Genomic DNA, 17725 nt, shown 5'->3' on the forward strand with positions numbered 1-17725 from the left:
CTCTTCGCCGGTTACCCAGACAAGGCTACGTGTAGACCGCAAGGTTCAGCGCTTGGCCGCTCTATGCCGGCCACGCTGCTGCGGGGCCGGGGCCGGCATCGGTCCGGCGTCCCGGCGGCCACCGCCGGTCGCTGTGGCCGCCTTCGCCGACTTGCGCCGCGAGCGCAGGTACTCGAAGGCGATCGGGATCACCGAGACGAACACGATCACGATGAAGATCGCCTCGACGTTGTCACGGATGAACGCGATCTGGCCGAGGAAGTAGCCGAGCACGGTCACGCCCGCGCCCCACAGCGTGCCGCCGATGAGGTTGAAGACGAAGAACGAGCGGTAGTTCATCCGGCTCACCCCGGCGATGATCGGGGTGAAGGTCCGTACGATCGGCACGAAGCGAGCCAGGATGATCGACTTCGGGCCGTGGTGCTCGAAGAACTCGTGCGCCTTCTCCACGTTCTCCTGTTTGAAAAGCTTCGAGTCCGGCCGCCGGAACAGCGCCGGGCCGACCTTGCGGCCGAACAGATAGCCCGCCTGGTCGCCGAGCACGGCGGCGACCGCCACCAGCAGGCACACCAGCCACAGCGGATAGTGCAGGTACTGGCCGTTGGCTATCAGCAGACCGGTGGTGAACAGCAACGAGTCACCGGGCAGGAAGAAACCGATCAGCAGACCCGACTCGGCGAACACCACCAGCAGGATCCCGACCAGCGCGAAGCCGCCGAAGTTCTCGATCAGCTGCTGGGGGTTGAGCCAGGCGGGGCCCAAGGCGAGAGTCGTCACGGGTGGCGTGCTCCTGGTCGTGGGCTCCGGACTGGCTCCTGCCACTTCCGGACTGGTCAATTCCCCACCAGTATGAACGTAGGCCCGAGACGGCGGGTTCCCCATGTGCGGCGGCCCGCCGGGCGGGGCAGGCTCAAGGGCATGAGCATCGATGACTACGGCGGCGGCCAGCCCACCCAGTCCGACGTCCTGGTGGTCACCACCAACGACGTGCCCGGTCACCGCGTGGAACGGGTGATCGGCGAGGTCTTCGGACTGACCGTGCGCTCCCGGCACCTGGGCAGCCAGATCGGCGCCGGACTGAAGTCCATGATCGGTGGCGAGCTGAAGGGGCTGACCAAGACCCTGGTGCAGACCCGCAACCAGGCCATGGAGCGCCTGGTGGAGCAGGCGAGGGCGCGCGGGGCGAACGCGGTGCTGATGATGCGCTTCGACGTGACCGAGGCCGCCGACGTGGGCACCGAGGTCTGTGCCTACGGAACCGCCGCGGTGCTGGTCCGGGAGGGCTGAGCGCGGCCGGATCCGCGCCCGGCGGCTGCGCCCGGTCAGCGTCCGCACGTCAGGCGTCAGGCCGGGCGCTTGCGCAGCCGGGCGGCGAGCACCGCCACGTCGTCCTCGGCGGTGCCGGTCACCAGCTTGGCCAGCACCCGGTCCAGCAGGGCGTCCAGGCTGATGTCGACGGGCGCGGCCAGCTCCGTCAGCCGGCGCAGCGAGCGGTCGATGTCCTCGCCGCGCCGCTCCACCAGGCCGTCGGTGAACAGCAGCACCGGACCGGGCAGCGCCCGCCGCTCGACCGGGACGTAGCCGCCGATGCCGGTGCCGAGCGGGGGCCCGGGCGGGACCGGCAGCAGTTCGAAGTGGCCGTCCATGTGCAGTGCGGCGGGCGGCAGATGGCCCGCGCTGGCATACGTCACCGTCTCCCGCTCCGGGTCGGCGACCGCCAGCAGGCAGGTGGCGGGGCGGTCGGTGCCGGTGCCGATGATCAGGGCGTCGAGTTGTTCCAGGATCTGGTCCGGCGGCAGGTCGGCGGCGGCCAGCACCCGCAGCATGGAGCGGTAGTGCCCCATGTCGACGGCCGCCTCCACGCCGTGGCCCATCACGTCGCCCATCGCCAACAGGGTTCGCCCGCCGGAGAGTTGGACGGTGTCGAACCAGTCGCCGCCGACCAGGGCGGTGCTCCCGGCCGGGAGGTAGCGGGAGGCTACCTCGACGGTGGGCTGCGGGGTCGCGGGCTCGGAGAGCAGGGCGCGTTGCAGTTCCAGGGCGATGCCGTGCTCCCGGGTGTAGCGGCGGGCGTTGTCCAGGCTGATCGCGGCGCGCCCGGCCAGGTCCTGTGCGATGACCACGTCCTCGTCGGCGAAGTCCGGGGTGTCCCCGGCCCTCATCAGCGTCACGGTGCCGATCGGGTGCCCCCTGGCGGCCAGCGGCACCACCATGCCGGAGTGGATCCCGGCGGCCCGGTAGCGGACGACGCGCTCGGCGTTCGCCGGGGACCGGCCGCCCTCGGGGTGGCTGAAACGGTTGTCGACCAGCGGCCGCCCGCTCTCCATGCTGCGCGGTATCGCCGAGCCGCTGCGGAACCGCACGTACTCCCCCGGCCCCTCGAACACCGCGGCGGCGCCCCGCAGTTCGGGCACCACCGAGATCGCCGCCCGGCGCAGCCGCAGCGTCCCGCGGGGCGACTGCCACGCCCCGTCCGCCTGCTCGGGGGGTATGACGTCGACGGTGACCGCGTCGGCGAGCACGGGCACCAGGAAATCGGCCAGTTCCGCGCAGGTGGTGTCGATGTCCAGGGTGGTGCCGATCCGGGTGGCGGCGGTGTCCAGCAGGGCGAGCCGTTCCCGGGCCTTCTCCAGGTCGTGCTGGACCTGCCGGGAGGCGCTGACCTCCAGCACTATGCCGACCAGGCCGGTGACCTCGCCGTCGCGTTCCAGCCGGTGGTAGGCGCCGTGCCAGTAGCGGCGCTCATGGCCGGAGGCGGCCCGGGTGTGGCCGCTGGAGGTGGTCTCCCGGGGTATGCCGTCGGCCAGTACCTGGCGCAGCACGTCCTCCCTGGCCTCCAGGGCGGGCAGCACGTCGGGGATGGTCCGGCCGGTGTGCTCGGCGGCGGGAACGCCGTTCATCCGGGCCAGCGCGGGGTTGACGTAGACGTACCGCAGATCGGTGTCCAGCACCACGATCCCGGCTTCCGTGCCCTCCAGGATCTGGCGCAGCACCTCGCTGTCCAGCGGCTCTGGAGGATCGGCGGCCACCGGGTTCCTCCTCGTCAGCGGTAGCGCCCGCGGCTGTGGGCCCCTCCATCCTCAGCCGTGGCCGGATCACCCGCATCCGGGCGTCGGCGGCGGGGCGACGGGGTGGCCTGATCTATACGTTGCCTCAGGCAATGGATGGCACTTACAACTAGATGGGCGTACATTGATCAGCGTGGTCCGGTGGCCGGACGTGCCGCGGGATCGCGCCCAACGGGGGCAGAGCCGAGCCCCGGACCCGGGGCCGCCGACCGGAGGAGGGGAGACCGCCTATGTGCGGGATCACCGGATGGATCTCCTACGAAAGTGACCTCACCCGCGAGCGGGCCACGCTCGACGCGATGACGCAGACCATGGCCTGCCGCGGCCCGGACGCCTCGGGCGTCTGGCTGGACCGGCACGCGGCGTTCGGGCACCGCCGCCTCGCCGTCATCGACATCGAGGGCGGCAAGCAGCCGATGTCCGTCGAGGCCGACGGACGCACCGTGCTCGTCACCACGTACAGCGGCGAGATCTACAACTACCGAGAGCTTCGCGCCGAGTTGACGTCCCTCGGCCACACCTTCCGCACCAGCAGCGACACCGAGGTGGCGCTGCACGCCTACCTGGAGTGGGGCGAGGACTTCACCGAGCGCCTCAACGGGATGTACGCCTTCGCGCTGTGGGACCCGCGCTCGGAGGAACTGCTGCTGGTCCGCGACCGGATGGGCATCAAGCCGCTGTTCTACTACCCGACTTCGGACGGCGTGCTGTTCGGCTCCGAGCCCAAGGCGATCCTCGCCCACCCCTCGGTACGGCCGGTGGTGGACGCCGAGGGGCTGGCCGAGCTGGTCTCCTTCTGCAAGACGCCGGAGCAGGCGATCTACAAGGGCATGAAGGAACTCAGGCCCGGCCATGTGCTGCGGGTGCGACGCGGCGGGCTGACCGTCAAGCGGTACTGGGCGCTTGAGGCCCGCGACCACACCGACGACCTGGACACCACCATCCGTACGGTGCGCGAACTGCTCGACGACATCGTCGCCCGCCAGCTGATCGCCGACGTACCGCTGTGCACGCTGCTCTCCGGGGGCCTGGACTCCTCCGTGATCACCGCGCTGTCGGCACACGGACTGGCCGCGGCCGGGCAGGGCCCGGTGCGGTCGTTCTCAGTCGACTTCGTCGGACAGACCGAGAACTTCGAGCCGGACGACCTGCGCGGCACGCCCGACGGCCCGTACGCGCACGCGCTCGCCGAACACGTACGGTCCGACCACCGGGACATCGTGCTGGACACCGCGGCGCTGATGGACCGCGGCAACCGGGACGCCGTACTGACGGCGCGCGACCTGCCGTTCGGCCTCGGCGAGGGCGACACCTCGCTCTACCTGCTCTTCAAGGCCATCCGAGAGCAGTCGACGGTGGCGCTGTCCGGCGAGTCCGCGGACGAGGTGTTCGGCGGCTACCGGTGGTTCCACGACCGGGACGCGGTCGAGGCCGACACCTTCCCCTGGCTCACCCGGCTGGGCATCAACAGCTTCGCCGGTACGAAGGCGGGCACCCGCGAGTCGCTGCTGGACGACGGGCTGCTGGCCAAGATCGACGTGGCCGGCTACCGGCGCACCCGGTACCGGGAGGCGCTGGCCGAAGTCCCGTACCGGGAAGGGGACTCGGGGCTCGAGCGGCGGATGCGGGAGATCTGCTACCTGCACCTGACCCGGTTCGTGCAGTTCCTGCTGGACCGCAAGGACCGGGCGAGCATGGCGGTGGGGCTCGAGGTCCGAGTGCCGTTCTGCGACCACCGGTTGGTGCAGTACGTCTTCAACACCCCGTGGTCGATGAAGACCTTCGACGGCCGGGAGAAGTCACTGCTGCGGGCGGCGGCCGGGGACGTGCTGCCGGAGTCGGTGGCGCAGCGGGTCAAGAGCCCGTACCCCAGCACCCAGGACCCGCGCTACACCCAGGCGCTGCGCGCCGAGTTGGGCGAGCTGCTGGCCGACAAGGAGGCCCCGGTACGCCCGCTGCTGGACCTGGCGAACGCGCGGGAGGCGGTGAACACCGAGGGCGAGGGCTTCCGTTCCAGCACCGAACTCGTGCTGGGCATCGACTCGTGGCTGCGCAAGTACGAGACGACGCTGGAGCTTTGACGCCCCGCCCTTCGGGCGAGGGACCGGTCGCACGCGAGGCTCCGGGGGCCTTCCGCCCCCGGAGCCTCGCGTCACCGGGGGCCGAAGGCCCCCGGTCCTGCTGTTACGCGTCCACCAGGAACGGCTTCATGCGGCCATCGCGGGCGCGGTCCACCGCGGGGGTGGCCAGGCGGCCGACGAGCGGGACGAGGGCGGCGGCGACCACGGTGCCGACCAGCGCGCCGACCAGCACGTCATGCGGGTAGTGCGCACCGACGTACACCCGGGAGGCGCCCATCGCGACGGCGGCCAGCACGGCCAGCCAGCCGATCCTGCGGTGCACCAGCAGCAGCGCGACGGCCGCGCAGAAGGCGACCACGGTGTGGTTGCTGGGGAACGCCCAGTCACCCGGCGCGGCGCACGCCTCCAGGTTGAAGCTGTGCGGCAGCTGCTGGCACGGCCGCACCTCCTTGACCACGGACTTCAGCAGGTCGTTGACGATGTAGGCGACGACCACCACGACCGGCGCGGCCAGCACCCGGGTCATCGCCCAGGACGGCTGCCGCCGCGCCGACCACCAGGCCAGCAGCATGAAGACGGCGAAGATCACGATGCCGTAGGCCGACCAGTACTTGATGATGTCGTCCAGCCAGCCCGGCGCGGTGCGCGCCCAGTCCGTGACATCCGTGTACAGCCCGCCGTCGACCTGTGAGCCGTCGAAGGCCAAGGTGGTGAGGGTGCTGTGGGCCACATCGGCGGCGGGCGGTGCGAGCACGGGCGGCATTCCTCCGATAATCGACGACGAGCGGCGTGCCGGGAACGGCCCGCCAAATGTCTACAGACTCGTAGACTGTGGGCCAACTGTAGTCGACGGGAAAGGGGACGGAATCCGTGACGGACATCGCGCGGCGCCCTGCGGGCGAACTTGAGGCAGCCGTCCTCGCCGCCCTGTGGGCGGCCCACACCCCGCTGACTCCACCACAGGTCCAGCGGTCGCTCGGCGGCACACTGGCCCGTACGACGGTGGCCACCATCCTGGCCCGGCTGTACGACAAGGGCACGGTGGTGCGCAGCCGGTCCGGACGCGCCTACGCCTACACCCCGGCGGTGGAGGACGAGGCGGCGCTGGCCGCCCGGCGCATGCACAGCGAGCTGGAGAAGGGCGACGACCGCAACGGGGTCCTCGCCCGCTTCGTCTCCCGGCTCTCCCCGGACGACGAGCGGGTGCTCCGGCTGCTGCTCGCCCAGGCCGACGCGTCGCGCACACCGGCGGCGACCACCGCGTCCACCCGAAAGGGATCGCCGGAGCCGAGGAGGCCGCGATGACCTGGGCCGTCTGGGCGCCGCTGCTCGCGCCGCTGCTCGCCGTACCGGCCGCCCGGCGGCTGGCCGACGCCCTCGCGCCACGCACCGCCGCGCTGCTGCTCGCGGCGACGGCCGCGATGCTGGCGCTGCTCAGCACCGGCTCGCTGGCACTGCTCACCGCGGCCGGGCTGCTGCGGTTGCCCGTCATCGCGGCGCTCGGGCACATGTCGGCGCCGCTGATGCGCCGCAGCAATCCCATCTACCTGCCCGTCGGGGCGCTCGCGGCGCTCGCGCTGGCCGTCGCGGCCTACGCGGTCTTCCGGGCCGCGCGGCGGCACCGCACGGACCTGCTGCGGGCGGCGAGCACCGCCGAGCGGCACGGGGGCGCGGGCGATCTGACCGTACTGCCGGATCCGGGTGCGGACGCGTACGCGCTGCCGGGGCGGCCGGGACGGGTGGTGGTCACCGCGGGCATGCTGCGCAAGCTGGACGCGCGGGAGCGGGAGGTGCTGCTGGCGCATGAGCGTGCGCACCTGCGCGGGCGGCACCATCTGCTGATCATCTGCGCCGATCTGGCCGCGTGCCTGCATCCCGCCCTGAGCGGGCTGCGGGCGCCTTTGTCGTTCCACCTGGAGCGGTGGGCGGACGAGTCCGCGGCGGCGGCCGTCGGCGACCGGCGGCTGACCGCCCGCGCGGTGGGCCGGGCGGCGCTGGCCGCGTCGGCCGCCCCGGCCCCGCAGCGCCCCGCGGCGGCGCTGGCCGCCTCGGCGGGGCCGGTGCCGAGGCGCGTCGCCGCGCTGCTGGAGACCGCGCCGCGCTCGCGGTTCAACGCCCTGCGGCCCGCCGCGGCGATCGCGGCCGTGCTGGTCGCGTGCGTGGTCGCCTCCGGCGTCAGCACTCTGGAGGCGGCGGACGACCTCCACGCCAACATCGAGCTGGCCCAGGGCGCGCCCCTGGACCACCCGCACCACCACAGCCACTCCTTCCCGTCCCTCCCGTCCTTCCCGGAGTAGGACCCGCGGCCCAAGGCGCGGTGAGGAACTCCACGTCAACCGGCCGCGCCGAAAGCGCCCCGGCACCGGCCGACGGCGCCGCGGCGGCCGGCACCCGTGAGGTCACGCGGCGGACAGCCGCGCCCCGTATGCTCCGGCAGCGCCGCAGGCGACACAGACCGCGCCGCGACCGTCTACACTCTCGTAGACCTTCACCTCCGCAGAGGGACGCCACATGTACCTGACCCACGGCTCGCAGCTGGCCGTCAACGTCCTGGACCCCAACTCACTGCTGTCGTCCTTCGGCGCCATCGGCATCCTGGTGGTGCTGTTCGCCGAGACCGGCCTGCTGGTGGGCTTCTTCCTGCCCGGCGACTCGCTGCTGTTCACCGCGGGTCTGTTCACCACGACCAGCGCGAAGTCCGCGGTCCACCTCTCGCTGACCTGGGTGCTGCTCGCCGCGGGCGTCGGCGCCCTGCTCGGCGCGCAGACCGGCTACCTGATCGGACGCCGCGGCGGCCCCGCCCTACTGGGCCGGGTCAAGAACCCCAAGCTGCACGAGGCCGTCGAGCGCTCCGGCGAGATGCTGGAGAAGTACGGCTACGGCAAGGCGATCGTGCTGGCCCGCTTCATCCCGCTGGTGCGCACCGTGCTCAACCCGATGGCGGGCGCGCTGGGAGTACCCGCCAAGGTCTTCACCTTGTGGCAGGTCGTCGGCGGCCTGGTGTGGAGCCTGGGCGTCACCATCGCCGGCAACGCGCTGGGCTCGGCCATCCCCAACATCGACAACTACCTGCTGCCGATCATCGGCGTGGTGGTCGTGCTGTCGCTGATCCCGGTCGCCCTGGAGATCCGCCGGGCCCGCCGCGCCCCCGCGAAGGCCGCCGCGATGAGCGGTGCGCCGGAGCACGAGGCATAGGCCGCGCGTGCCTACCTCCGATCCGTCAGCCGGTCGGCGCGGTTCCGCGCAGGAACGCGTCACCGTGCTGGCGGATGTGCGTCTCCACCGCCTCCAGGGCGCTGGTCACCGCCTCGTGCGAACCGGATCCGCGCTGCTCGGCGTAGTACGCGGCGCCGAGCCTGCGCAACAGGTCATGGCCGGTGCGCAGCGCCTGCACCTCCTCGACCTTCTCCTTGCCGACGTCCAGCCCGCGCTGGGCGACCTCCTTGGCCCGGTCCAGGAAACTGGTCATGCCGTGCCCTCCTCCTCGTCCTCGTCCCCGTAACAGATCAACGCTCCCATCCGAGGGTGTAGTTCCCCAGCCGGTCGGCGGCCGGGCTGGGCCATCCGGGGTTCCGGCGATGTTTTCCGGCGAAAGCTTCCGGTCTGGTGCCCGGACAGGCGATACTCCGGAGTCAGGAAGCCCAATCGGACAGCCGTGCGTCACCCGGCGGTGACCATGGCGGGAGCGAGGCCGCAGGATGTTCAGGAACGGACTCGAACCGTGGCACATCGTCCTGGTCGTGCTGGTGTTCGTGTTGCTGTTCGGATCCAGGAAGCTTCCGGACGCCGCGCGCGGCATCGGCAAGTCACTACGCATCCTGAAGTCGGAGACGCGCGCCCTGAGGGACGACGACAAGCCCGCCGACGCCCCGGCCGACAGCACCGGCGGCGCGGAAGGCGCCGCCCGGGACGCGCAGTCCCAGGAAGCGCTGGAGCACAAGCCCGCCGCCCAGCCCAGCCCGGACCCGAACCGCACGCCTGAGGACCGCCGCCACACGGCGTAACGCCCGCGGCGCACCGCGAACCGCCCCCCGCCCGGCGGCCCCAGCGGCTGGAGACCCAAGGCCGGGCGGCCCCCACCGCGCCCCGCGGCGCGGCAGCGCACCCCAATCCCCGTGTCCTGGCGCCCACTTGACGAAGTGCCGGGGCGCTCATTGGCGCCCCCACACGCGCTGACACAGGATCGGAAGGCCCGCAAGCCAACGGTCAGTGCGGCTGGCCGATCCGTCGAGGGAGCGCTACGGACATGACCAATGTCGCCGTCATCTACTACTCGTCCACCGGAAGCACGTACAAGCTCGCCGAGGCGGCGGCCGACGCCGCGCGCAAGGCGGGTGCCGACGTACGGCTGCGCAAGATCGCCGAACTGGACCCGCAGGCCGCCGCCTCCAGCCGCGACGGCGCGGCGGAACACCGTGCCGCCACCGCCGACATCCCGGTCGCCGCGCCCGAGGACCTGGAGTGGGCGGACGCCATCCTGCTCGGCTCGCCGGTCCACTTCGGCCTGCCCGCACCGCAGTTGATGCACTTCATCAACGGCACGTCAGCGCTCTCCATCCCCGGCAAGCTGCTCAACAAGGCGGTGTCCGCGTTCGCCTCCGGCTCCGCCAACCAGGGCGGCCAGGTCAGCACCATCCTCGCGCTGCACAACGCCATCTGCCACTGGGGTTCGGTCATCGTCCCCACCGGCTCCACCGAACCGGTGCTGTACGAGCCGAACAACGGCAACCCGTACGGCGTCAGCAGCACCACCAAGAACGCCGTCGGCCACGCCGACGAGGAGAACCTCGCCGCGATCGACTTCCAGACCCGCCGCACGATGGAGATCGCCGCGGCGATAGCCAGCGGCACCAAGGCCGTCTGACGCCATGGCCACCGCTGACGACCACCGCGCCCCGTTCGCCGCCACGGTGGCCACCATCAGCCTCGTCGGCATGGTCGCCGTCGGCCAGTTGTACGTGACGATCCCGCTGATGCCCCGGATGAGCGCCGCCTGGGGCGTCCCGCAGGCGTCCGCCGCGTGGACCACGACCGCCTTCGCCATCGCCTACGCGTGCGGCTCGCTGCTGAGCGGCCCGCTGTCCAACCGCTACGGACGGCGCGCGGTGATGACGGTGAGCACCGCGGCGATGGCGTTCGCCACCGCCCTGGTGCCGTGCGCCACCAGCCTGGGCACCGGCTCGGCGCTCCGGGCGTTACAGGGCCTGTTGGCCGGGGCGTTCGTGCCGATGTCGTACTCCTACCTCAGCGCCCGGATCCCGGCCCGCCGGCTGCCCCTGGCGCTGACCACGGTGTCCTGCTGCCTGGGCGGCACCGTGGTGATCGGCCAGGTCGAAGCGCAGTTGCTACAGGCCGCGTTCGGCTGGCGGGCCGTCTTCTGGATCACCGCGCCGCTGCTCCTGCTCGGCGCCGGTGCGACGGCGAGGGTGCTGCTGCCCGACCCGGCGCGCCCGCCCCGCCAGACGGCGACCGGTCCGGCACCGGCAAGCGGGCGTTCGCGGCGGCTGCCGCTGTACCTGGTCACGTTGACCGTCGCCGGAAGCCTGACCGCGGTCTACACCGGGGTGCAGTTGTACGGGCCCAGGCAACTCGTCGGCCATGACGGCGCGATGCTCGCGCTGCGCGCCAGCGGACTGCCCGCGCTGCTCGCCTCGGTGCTCATCGCTCCGCTGCTCGGCCGGATCCCCGCCACCCGGCGGGCGGCCATGGCCTCGGCGGTGGCCGTGGCGGGGCTGCTGGCCGCCGCGCTGTGGGCCGACGACGTGATCGCGCTGGGAGTCGCGCTGTTCGTCTTCATGCTCGGCCTGTCCAACGTCGGCCCCGCCCTGGTGCAGACGATCGGCAGCAGCGCGGGCGCCGCGCAGACCACCGCCATAGCGGTCTACGGATTCATGCTCAACCTCGGCGGTGGAGTGGGCGCCCAACTCCCGGCGCCCATAGGGAACCTGACCGTACTGGCGCTGGTGCTGGCGGCGCTGATGACGGTCACCGCGGCCGTCATCGGCCTGACCGCCAGGACCGGCCGCCGCGTACCCGTACCCGTGCCCGACTACCCGACGGCGGGCCGGGCCATGCTGAAGACGAGGGGGCAATGACGATGGACGCCGCCATGGTGGACGAGTACCTCAGCCGGATCGGTGCGAGCCGGCCGCGGCGCGCGGACCTGGACGCGCTGCGCCGACTGCAGGAACGCCATGTGCTGTCGGTTCCGTTCGAGAACCTCGACTACCACCTCGGCCGGGACATCCTGCTGGACGAGCGGGTGGTGGACAAGATCGTGCGGGACCGACGCGGTGGCGGCTGCTACGAGTTGAACCCGTCGTTCGGCTTCCTGCTGGAGGCGCTCGGCTACCGGGTCAGCATCCTCGGCGCCCAGGTGCGCCGTCCGGACGGTCTGGGCTCGCCGCTCGGCCATCTGGTGCTGCGGGTGGACCTGGAGGAGTCCTGGCTGGTCGACGTGGGCTTCCGGAAGAACAGCCGGCTGCCGCTGCGGCTCGCCTCCGGCGACGTCCAGCCGGACCCGCACGGCGACTACCGGCTGGCCCGTACGCCGGACGGCGCGATCGACGTGTCCGCCGACGGTGTTCCGCTGTACCGGGTGGACGACCGGCCGGTGCGCCTGCAGGACTTCCGGCCCACCCTGTGGTGGTTCCGCACCTGCCCCGACTCCCCCTTCATGAGCGACCTGTTCTGCTCGCTGCCCACCACCGACGGCCGGGTCACCCTCAAGGGCGACCGGCTGACCCGCACCCGCGCTGGTGAGCGGACCGTCGAGGTGCTGCCGGACGACCAGGCGGTCCGCGCCGCCTACCGGAAGTACTTCGGCTTCGAACTCGATGAACTGCCGACCCCGCCCGCGGTCGCGCCGGGCTCTCCCGGCGTCCAACTGGACTGACCCGCACGGGCGGTTAGACCGCGCGCATCTCAGCAGCGCCCTCCAGGAGTGGCTATGACCTCGCGATCCGTCCCCATCGGTGACATCGGCGACGCCGAACTGGTCACCGACGTAACCGACCCCGCACAACTGCCGGTCGTCTTCATGCACGCATTCAACCGCGGCGACCTCGACACGATCGACAAGCTCTTCGAGCCCGCCGCGATACGGGTGCTCACCCCCGGCGAGGTGGTGACCGGCGACGGCCGGCGCAACGCCACCCGCAGTTTCCTCAAGCTCGGCATTCCGATCAGGCTCACCGTGCGGCACGCCTACGTCTACGACGATCTCGCGCTGCTCCTCGGCGACTTCCTCATCGAGGGCACCAAGCCGAACGGCGAGTACGTACGGATGGAAGGCACCGCCACCGATGTGCTGCGGCGGGACGCCAACGGATTCTGGCGGTACGCGATCGACAATCCGCCCGGTGTCGAACGCGAGGTGGCCCGCCCCTGAACCACCGGCCAGGACAACCGCCGCGCCCCGGGGAGCGGCGGTTCTCGGCCGTCGCGGCGGCAACCGGCCAAAACGAGCGGCCAGTTGACAAAGTTCCATGGCGCGGATGGCCGCCCCCGACGCCCAGGCACAGGATTGGATCACCGGCCGGCCGCGTCGCGGCGGCGCGGCGTACCCGTTCGTGAGAAGCACTCCGTGAAGGAGCACTACGGCCATGACGAATGTCGCCATCATCTACTACTCGGGCACCGGCAACGTCCACAAGCTCGCCGTGGCCGCGGCCGGCGCGGCGGAGAAGGCGGGCGCCGAGGTGCGCCTTCGCCGGGTTCCCGAGTTGGTCAACGAGTCCCTGGCGCCGGACTTCACAGAATGGACGCAGTCCTGGGAGGAGCACGCGCAGACGGCCCGGGAGGTCGCGCTGGCCAGCGTGGACGACCTGGACTGGGCCGACGCGGTGCTGTGGGGCACGCCGGGCCGCTACGGTCTGCTGGCCGCGCCGCTCAAGCAGTTCATCGACCAGACCTTCGCGCTGCACGCCCGGCGCGGTCTGGTGAACAAGGTGATGTCCGCGTTCACCTCCACCGGTACCCAGCACGGCGGCCAGGAGAGCACGATCCTGTCGCTGAGCAACGTCTTCTACCACTGGGGAGCGATCATCGTCCCGCCGGGCGTGGTTGACGACATCCAGCTCGCGCCCTCCAACGGCAATCCGTACGGCGTGAGCGCGGTCGCCGGTCTGCAGGCCGTTCCCGGGCATCTGGCGGAGAACGTCACCGAGGACAACCTGGCCGCCATCGAGTTCCAGACCCGGCGCACGCTCGAAATCGCCACGGCGCTGCGCAAGGGCCTTTCCACGGACTGACCAGGACGAATTTCCAGCATCCCGGGCGGGGTCCGCGACAGGTGTTCGCGGACCCCGCTTTCCACGTTCCGCGAATTCACCGCGGTTATCCCCGATCGGGTCTCAAACAGCAGGTCAGACGGTGTGACCAAGGTGACAGAGTTCTTGTGCCCTCCTTTCTCCCAACTGCCGCGCTCTGCCAGCATGTTACGTGCCAACGAACCGTGTGCCGGTTCCACGCTGAGGAAGAGGACAGATGTTTAGGACTTCCAAGAACAAAAACCTTCTCTATCTCGGAATCGTGGCCGAGCAGGCTGCGGTCAAGAATGGCAGCACGACCATCACCCTCGACCACGAACTGGAAAGCCTCGGGGTCGGAAAGGTGTTGACCCTGGGGCAGTTCGCCGGCCATGTCGCCGACATCGCCAACCGGTTGTGGGCCGCCGGTGTGCGTCCCAGCGAGCATGTGGTGATCCACAAGTCCGCCAGCTTCGACATCTGCGTCTACGCCTGCGCCGCGGCGCGCGTCGGCGCGGTGCCGGTGATGCTGTCACCGCTGCTGGACGGTCCGACCGTGGCCGCGCTGCTGGACCGGCTCAAGGGGGCCTCGCTGCTGACCGACGAGGCCAAGCTCACCGGGCCGTTGGCCGATGTGCCGTTGCCGGAACTCACCGCCCGCGTGGTCACGGTGACCGGCTCCCATCCGCTGGCGGTGTCGATGGCCGACCTGGCGGGCGCTCCGGAGCGCAAGCCGGTGCTGCTGGACGCCGACCAGCCGGCGCTGATGACGCACACCTCGGGAACGACCGGAATTCCCAAGCTGGTTGTGCACACCGCGCGCTCCATAGGTGCGCGCGAGGCGTGGCAGAACCGCGTGGTGTCGATGATCCGCAAGCCGGAGACGGTGCTGATGCACGTCAGTTACGTGCACTCGCGGATGTACCCGGGGTTCGCGGTGCTGGCCAAGCGCGGCATGCCGATGGTCTTCCTCAAGGACGCCCAGCCGGACAAGGTCGCCGACGCGCTGGTCAAACACCGCCCCGGTGTCTTCGAGACGCACCCCAACTCCTTCCTGGAGTGCGAGGCGATACTCGACGATCCGCGTGAGCCGATCGCCAGCGTGCGGTTCTTCAACTCCACGTTCGACGCGATCCACCCCAGCACCATGCACAAGTTCCTGCACGCCTCCAAGCGCCGCCACCCGGTGTTCCTCCAGGTGTACGGGCAGAGCGAGTGCGGTCCGATCGCCGGACGCACGGTGACCCGCAAGAACGCGCTCACCATGGACAGCCGCTGCCAGGGCTACCCCATACCTGGTCTCGGCAAGTACCGCCTGGTCAGCCGGAACGGCGCCAAGCCGAGCCGGGAGACGCCCGGTTACATCGACGTGTGGACCGCCGGGCGGGCGATGACGTACTACGGCGAGGAGGAACGGTTCAACAAGCAGGTGATCGGCGAGTGGTGGCGCGGCAACGACGTGGGCTACCGCACCAAGTGGGGCTGCCTGCACCTGCTGGACCGCGAGGTCGACGTCATCCCGACGATCCACAGCACCCTTGAGGTCGAGGACACCCTGCTGCACCGGCTGGAGGAGCTGACCGAGCTGGTCATCGTCCCCGGTCCGCAGAAGGAGCCGATTCCCGTCGTCTGCACCAAGGACGACCGTCCGCTGGACCTCGCCCGCTGGCGGAAGGCGGTCGCCGACCAGGCGCCGATGTCCGACCCCGTGGAGATGCGGTTGTCCGAGCTGCCGCGTACCGCGACCGCGAAGATCCAGCGCATCGAGCTGGCCCGGCGACTGCGCGAGGACCTGGAACAGGCTTCCTGAGCCAGGCGGTTGAGCCGTCCCGTGAGGCCCGTGGCGACCTGACACTCTTTCCGGAAGGAGGTTGTGGACGATGTTCCGGACATCCATTATCCAGGATATGAAGCTAAGCGAAGGCGTGGAGTGGGCAGTGCACTGCTGCCTGAACCTGTCCTGGGTGGCGCCGGAGCGGACCGTGACCGCGGCCAAGCTGGCCGCCTTCTACAACCTTCCGACCGCCTACCTCAACAAGCAGTTGCAGGCCCTGGGCCGGGCGGGCATCGTCTCGTCGACCTCCGGACCCCGCGGCGGGTTCCAGCTCGCGCGGCACCCGGAGAAGATCACACTGATGGATGTGGTGACCGCGATCGAAGGCTCCGAACAGGCCTTCCGATGCACCGCGATCCGGCAGCGCGGACCCGCGGGCGACCTGGACGCGCTGGACGGCTACCGCAAGCCGTGCGCGGTCTCCCAGGCCATGCGCACCGCCGAGTTCGTCTGGCGCCGGGAGCTGGCGTCGCGCACGGTGGCCGACCTCAGGGCCGCCGTGGAGCGCAGCACCCCGCACGCACCGGCTCGGGTGCGCCGCTGGTTCGACAACTCACGTACCTGACCGCGCAGTTCGCCATGGCCGCCGGGCGGCCCGACAGGCACCACGAAGGAGGTGATTCTGGATGCCCGATATCCCGTTATCCCTGTGGTCCAACGCGCCGACGACAGTCCCAGGCTCCACCGGGCCGCCCCGTACGCCATGACCTCCGCTGCCTCCAGCGCACATACCGATCACCCCCGTCTCCACCGCTTCACTCCTCCCAAGGGAAAGGGACTGCAATGTCTTCTGCAGCCGTAGACGCCTCCACGGCACCGCGGCGTCGCCACCTGGGGCTGCTACTGGCCCTGTTGGCATTCGCCCAACTCATCATCTCCATCGACTACAACATCGTTTATGTGGCACTTCCGGACATCGGCCACGGGCTCGGCTTCTCCTCGCAGACCCTGCAGTGGGTGATCAGCGCGTACGCTGTGGCGTTCGGCGGCTTCCTGCTACTCGGCGGGCGGGCCTGCGACCTGTTCGGGCCGCGCCGGATGTTCGTGCTCGGCCTGTCGCTCTACGGTGCCGCCTCGCTGATCGGCGGCCTCGCGGTGAACCCCGCGATGCTGATCGCCGGGCGCGCGGTGCAGGGCATGGGCGGTGCGTTCCTGTTCCCGGCCACCCTGACGCTGGTGGGCACCAGCTTCGCCGAGGGCAAGGAGCGCAACCGCGCCTTCGCCGTCTGGGGCACCGCGGGTGGCAGCGGCATGATCCTCGGTTCACTGCTCGGTGGCGTGCTGACCCAGGCCTTCGGCTGGGAGGCGGTCTTCTTCGTCAACGTTCCGCTGGCCGTCCTCGCGATCCTGTTCGCCTTCCCGCTCATCGCGCCGGACGCCGTGCGGTCCGCCGGCCGCAAGTTCGACCTCGGCGGTGCGCTGACCGCCACGGTCGGCGTGACCGCGGTGGTCTTCGCCCTGGTCCAGGGTCCGGTCTCCGGTTGGGGCGCGCCCACCATCGTGACCGCCGCGATCGTCGGCGTGGCGCTGCTGCTGGCCTTCTTCGTCATCGAGAAGCGCAGCTCCGACCCGCTGATGCCGCTGAGGCTGTTCGGCAACCGCAACCTGAGCACGGGTGTCGGCGTCACCTTCCTCTACATGGCCACCTTCGGCACCCTGCTGTACTTCCTCACCGTCTACTTCCAGAGCGTGCACGGATACAGCGCGCTGCAGACCGGTCTCGCCTACCTGGTTCCGATGGTCGCCATCTCCGCAGGCGCCCAGCTGGCCGGTCGGTTCGCCACCCGCTTCGGGATCCGGGCGATCATGATCGCCAGCCTGGTCATCGGCGGTGTGGGCACCGTGATCACCGGTCTGACGATGTCGGCGGGCGCCTCCTACGCGGTGCTGATCCCGGGGCTGATCGTCCTCGGCCTCGGCCAGGGCGCGGGCTACACCCTGATGTTCGGCGCCGCGGCGATCGGCGTGGACGCGTCGGAGCAGGGCATCGCCTCCGGTATGGCCTCCACCACCCAGCAGGTCGGCGGTGCGGTGGGCCTGGCGATCCTGGTCGCCATCGCCAACTCCGGCACCAAGGGCCTGACCGGCCAGGCGCTGCGCAACGCCACCACCCACGGGCTGCGTGAGGCGATCTTCATCGCCGCGGCGGGCATCGCCATCACCACCCTGGTCGCCTTCGGCTTCAAGCGCCCGACGGCGACGGCTCCCACCGTGGAGCCCGCGGACCAGCTCACCGAGCTCCCCAGCGAACAGGTGGCCCAGGTCTGACCCCCGTTCCACCCCGTCCTCCGCCCTCGCGCTCCACACCCCCGGGAGCGCGGGGGCGGACTCTTGCCCGCAAGTCCCGCCCGTTTGCCGGCACTTCGGGGGCAAGCCCCCAGGCCCCGGGCAGCTTCCGCCTCGCAGCGTTGTTTTGCGGACCGATCGCCTCGTTGATAAGGCCGAGTGCCAACGCGTTGCCGACCCCGGCCGCCCGGGGTGCGCTGCGCCCGA

Annotated in this window: 18 protein-coding genes; 14 read left to right on the forward strand and 4 right to left on the reverse strand. The window is 71.0% G+C overall.

Annotated elements, in window-relative coordinates:
• Positions 1-45: 45 nt before the first annotated feature.
• Positions 46-777 carry a DedA family protein gene (locus P3G67_RS23720; protein WP_269857851.1) on the reverse strand — a complete coding sequence of 244 codons (732 nt, stop codon included), beginning with the start codon at positions 775-777 and terminating at the stop codon, positions 46-48.
• Between the two features lie 141 nt (positions 778-918).
• Between P3G67_RS23720 and P3G67_RS23725 the strand changes: the two genes are divergently transcribed.
• Complete coding sequence (locus P3G67_RS23725; RefSeq protein ID WP_276095275.1) at positions 919-1287, forward strand: YbjQ family protein; 369 nt, start codon at positions 919-921, stop codon at positions 1285-1287.
• Positions 1288-1343: 56 nt separating this feature from the next.
• Here the strand turns inward: P3G67_RS23725 and P3G67_RS23730 are convergent, their stop codons facing one another.
• Positions 1344-3029 (reverse strand): SpoIIE family protein phosphatase, encoded by a 1686-nt coding sequence (locus P3G67_RS23730; RefSeq protein WP_276095276.1) that lies wholly within the window; start codon positions 3027-3029, stop codon positions 1344-1346.
• A 269-nt stretch (positions 3030-3298) separates the two neighbouring features.
• On the opposite strand from P3G67_RS23730, the gene asnB reads away from it, so the two are divergent.
• Complete coding sequence (gene asnB, locus P3G67_RS23735; protein ID WP_276095277.1) at positions 3299-5149, forward strand: asparagine synthase (glutamine-hydrolyzing); 1851 nt, start codon at positions 3299-3301, stop codon at positions 5147-5149.
• 103 nt (positions 5150-5252) lie between these two features.
• Here the strand turns inward: asnB and P3G67_RS23740 are convergent, their stop codons facing one another.
• Positions 5253-5903 carry a phosphatase PAP2 family protein gene (locus P3G67_RS23740; RefSeq protein WP_269857855.1) on the reverse strand — a complete coding sequence of 217 codons (651 nt, stop codon included), beginning with the start codon at positions 5901-5903 and terminating at the stop codon, positions 5253-5255.
• 116 nt (positions 5904-6019) lie between these two features.
• Between P3G67_RS23740 and P3G67_RS23745 the strand changes: the two genes are divergently transcribed.
• The 3 genes from P3G67_RS23745 (at position 6020) to P3G67_RS23755 (ending at position 8344) form a co-directional block, all read left to right on the forward strand.
• The gene (locus P3G67_RS23745) at positions 6020-6454 is read left to right on the forward strand and encodes a BlaI/MecI/CopY family transcriptional regulator (protein WP_276095278.1); all 435 of its coding nucleotides are present in this window, start codon (positions 6020-6022) and stop codon (positions 6452-6454) included.
• Positions 6451-7446, forward strand: a complete 996-nt coding sequence (locus P3G67_RS23750; protein WP_276095279.1) for a M56 family metallopeptidase — start codon at positions 6451-6453, stop codon at positions 7444-7446. The genes P3G67_RS23745 and P3G67_RS23750 overlap by 4 nt, the downstream gene beginning before the upstream one ends.
• Before the next feature lie 214 nt (positions 7447-7660).
• Positions 7661-8344, forward strand: a complete 684-nt coding sequence (locus P3G67_RS23755) for a DedA family protein (RefSeq protein WP_269857858.1) — start codon at positions 7661-7663, stop codon at positions 8342-8344.
• Positions 8345-8369: 25 nt separating this feature from the next.
• Here P3G67_RS23755 and P3G67_RS23760 read toward each other — a convergent pair whose 3' ends face one another.
• Positions 8370-8618, reverse strand: a complete 249-nt coding sequence (locus P3G67_RS23760; protein ID WP_269857859.1) for a hypothetical protein — start codon at positions 8616-8618, stop codon at positions 8370-8372.
• Between the two features lie 229 nt (positions 8619-8847).
• Between P3G67_RS23760 and tatA the strand changes: the two genes are divergently transcribed.
• From tatA to P3G67_RS23805, 9 genes are all read left to right on the forward strand, one after another.
• On the forward strand, positions 8848-9153 hold the full coding sequence (tatA, locus tag P3G67_RS23765) for a Sec-independent protein translocase subunit TatA (RefSeq protein ID WP_276095280.1): 306 nt from the start codon (positions 8848-8850) through the stop codon (positions 9151-9153).
• Positions 9154-9395: 242 nt separating this feature from the next.
• Positions 9396-10013 (forward strand): NAD(P)H-dependent oxidoreductase, encoded by a 618-nt coding sequence (locus P3G67_RS23770; RefSeq protein ID WP_276095281.1) that lies wholly within the window; start codon positions 9396-9398, stop codon positions 10011-10013.
• 4 nt (positions 10014-10017) lie between these two features.
• Entirely contained in the window at positions 10018-11244 is a 1227-nt protein-coding gene (locus P3G67_RS23775; protein WP_276095282.1) for an MFS transporter, read from the forward strand.
• The gene (locus tag P3G67_RS23780) at positions 11241-12044 is read left to right on the forward strand and encodes an arylamine N-acetyltransferase family protein (protein WP_276095283.1); all 804 of its coding nucleotides are present in this window, start codon (positions 11241-11243) and stop codon (positions 12042-12044) included. Before P3G67_RS23775 ends, P3G67_RS23780 begins: the two co-directional genes overlap by 4 nt.
• A gap of 54 nt (positions 12045-12098) precedes the next feature.
• On the forward strand, positions 12099-12539 hold the full coding sequence (locus P3G67_RS23785; RefSeq protein ID WP_276095284.1) for a YybH family protein: 441 nt from the start codon (positions 12099-12101) through the stop codon (positions 12537-12539).
• A gap of 214 nt (positions 12540-12753) precedes the next feature.
• Positions 12754-13401, forward strand: coding sequence for an NAD(P)H:quinone oxidoreductase (gene wrbA, locus P3G67_RS23790; RefSeq protein WP_276095285.1), 648 nt, complete (start codon positions 12754-12756; stop codon positions 13399-13401).
• Between the two features lie 235 nt (positions 13402-13636).
• Entirely contained in the window at positions 13637-15208 is a 1572-nt protein-coding gene (locus P3G67_RS23795) for a class I adenylate-forming enzyme family protein (protein WP_276095286.1), read from the forward strand.
• A 97-nt stretch (positions 15209-15305) separates the two neighbouring features.
• Positions 15306-15797 carry an RrF2 family transcriptional regulator gene (locus tag P3G67_RS23800; protein WP_276095287.1) on the forward strand — a complete coding sequence of 164 codons (492 nt, stop codon included), beginning with the start codon at positions 15306-15308 and terminating at the stop codon, positions 15795-15797.
• 218 nt (positions 15798-16015) lie between these two features.
• Positions 16016-17500, forward strand: a complete 1485-nt coding sequence (locus P3G67_RS23805; protein ID WP_276095288.1) for an MFS transporter — start codon at positions 16016-16018, stop codon at positions 17498-17500.
• The last annotated feature ends 225 nt before the right edge of the window (positions 17501-17725 follow it).

This window comes from Streptomyces silvisoli (assembly GCF_029269905.1).
Taxonomy (GTDB): Bacteria; Actinomycetota; Actinomycetes; order Streptomycetales; family Streptomycetaceae; genus Streptantibioticus_A; species Streptantibioticus_A silvisoli_A.